Below are 1,488 nucleotides of genomic sequence, written 5' to 3' on the forward strand. Positions count from 1 at the left end.
CCTGTCTCTTATACACAAATCCCTACTAAGTAATTAGTGGGGATTTTTTTGAACTATTCCTCCAGACTCTGATCAGATCTTTCACTTAACTCATTGGGAAAGATTATGATTGATAATGTAGAGTGGGCTGAAAAAACGTTTGGAGAAGCAAAACTAGGAGATCCTCGTCGTACATCTCGTCTGGTAAAATTAGCTGCAACACTTGCCAATACACCAGGAAAGCCTCTTGTGAATATCACTGAATCCCCCGCCGATATGGAAGGAGCATACCGCTTCATTAGAAATGAAAGTGTAGATGCGACTTCAATCGCTGAAACTGGATTTAACGTTACAGTTGGACAAGCAGAGCGACACAAAACATTACTTGCCCTAGAAGATACTACGACCATTTCATACAGCCATAAAAGTATTCGAAACGAACTTGGACACGTGAATCAAGGTAATCGTTGCCGCGGTATGCTTGCCCATAGTGTCTTACTTTTTGCGCCGGAATCACAAGAAATAGTTGGACTGATTGAACAGTCGCGTTGGACACGAGACATAACAACGCGTGGTAAAAGAGCGAAACATGCATCGACACCATACACTGAGAAAGAAGGCTACAAGTGGGAGTCAGCATCAATCAATATGTCAGCAAGACTGGGCTCAAAGATAGATGATGTGATATCCGTCTGTGACCGAGAAGCTGATATCTACGAGTACTTACTTTATAAGCTAACAACTCAGCAGCGGTTTATTGTTCGTTCAATGCAAAGTCGACACATTGAGGAAGGCGAAAACAAGCTATATCACTATGCCAGTCAGTTAAAAAGTGCAGGGCGCAAGCAAATACATATTCCGCAAAAAGGAGGGCGCAAAGCACGAAACGTGACGTTAGATATTGCATTTGCTCCCGTTACGCTCAAGGTTCCCAGCAATAAGCGTGGTGAATCACTTCCTTTATACTACGTCGGATGTGTAGAGCGCAGTAATTCAAAAGAGGCGTTATGCTGGCATTTACTGACAAATGAACCCATCACAAATCAAGCGCAAGCACAAAAAATAATTGGCTATTACGAGCATCGTTGGTTAGTAGAAGAATATCATAAGGCGTGGAAAAGTGACGGTACTAATATCGAAGCTTCGCGCTTACAAAGTAAGGAAAACGTTGAGCGTCTAGTCACAATAAACGCGTTTATTGCCGTAAGGATCCTTCAACTCAAATTCGCAAAAGACCGACCGGACGATAGTAGCTGTGAAGAAGTCCTATCACCTAAAGCATGGAAGTTATTATGGTTAAAACGAGTGAGTAAGACACCACCTGACTCAGCCCCCTCAATGAAATGGGCCTATACAGAGCTTGCAAAGCTAGGAGGGTGGAAAGATACAAAACGAACAGGAAGAGCGTCTGTGAAAGTCATATGGCAAGGATGGTTCAAATTGCAAACCATCCTTGAAGGATATGAGCTAGCCATGTCTCTTGATATCGACTTGTGATCAAGAGACAGG

Annotated in this window: 1 protein-coding gene; it reads left to right on the top strand. The window is 42.9% G+C overall.

The features are described 5' to 3' along the window. The first annotated feature begins 105 nt into the window (after positions 1-105). Entirely contained in the window at positions 106-1,476 is a 1,371-nt protein-coding gene (locus QME20_RS19585; RefSeq protein ID WP_281716510.1) for an IS4 family transposase, read from the top strand. The last annotated feature ends 12 nt before the right edge of the window (positions 1,477-1,488 follow it).

This window comes from Alteromonas sp. CyTr2 (assembly GCF_947311905.1).
Lineage (GTDB): Bacteria > Pseudomonadota > Gammaproteobacteria > Enterobacterales > Alteromonadaceae > Alteromonas > Alteromonas macleodii.

Excerpts from the sequence above, each read along its gene's own strand:
- QME20_RS19585 (WP_281716510.1), top strand. The coding sequence starts at position 106 with ATGATTGATAATGTAGAGTGGGCTGAAAAAACGTTTGGAGAAGCAAAA.